This is a genomic window from Staphylococcus sp. HMSC072H03 (assembly GCF_001809305.1).
GTDB lineage: Bacteria > Bacillota > Bacilli > Staphylococcales > Staphylococcaceae > Staphylococcus > Staphylococcus hominis.
In genome coordinates, this window is sequence record NZ_KV796916.1 from 1 (window position 1) to 453 (window position 453).

Annotated in this window: 4 tRNA genes; all 4 read right to left on the reverse strand. The window is 50.8% G+C overall.

Annotation, left to right across the window (positions count from 1 at the left end):
* Window positions 1–47: 47 nt before the first annotated feature.
* A tRNA-Pro gene (locus tag HMPREF2578_RS10510) sits at window positions 48–121 on the reverse strand.
* A gap of 23 nt (window positions 122–144) precedes the next feature.
* Window positions 145–221 (reverse strand) — tRNA-Arg (locus HMPREF2578_RS10515).
* Between the two features lie 11 nt (window positions 222–232).
* Window positions 233–321, reverse strand: a tRNA-Leu gene (locus tag HMPREF2578_RS10520).
* Window positions 322–328: 7 nt separating this feature from the next.
* Window positions 329–403 (reverse strand) — tRNA-Gly (locus tag HMPREF2578_RS10525).
* Window positions 404–453: the final 50 nt, after the last annotated feature.

The window sequence follows — 453 nt, forward strand, 5'->3', positions numbered from 1 at the left end:
AGCAGGCGCTCTCCCAGCTGAGCTAAGCCCCCATATTTTTAAAGAAGTCGGGAAGACAGGATTCGAACCTGCGACCCCTTGGTCCCAAACCAAGTGCTCTACCAAGCTGAGCTACTTCCCGTATATTAAATTGATAATTTTAAATGGCGCGCCCGATAGGAGTCGAACCCATAACCTCTTGATCCGTAGTCAAACGCTCTATCCAGTTGAGCTACGGGCGCTATATTTAAATTGGTGCCGAGGACCGGAATCGAACCGGTACGGTGATCTCTCACCGCAGGATTTTAAGTCCTGTGCGTCTGCCAGTTCCGCCACCCCGGCAAAATAATGGAGCGGAAGACGGGATTCGAACCCGCGACCCCCACCTTGGCAAGGTGGTGTTCTACCACTGAACTACTTCCGCATATTAAAATAAATCGTATGAGCCATAGAGGATTCGAACCTCTGACCCTC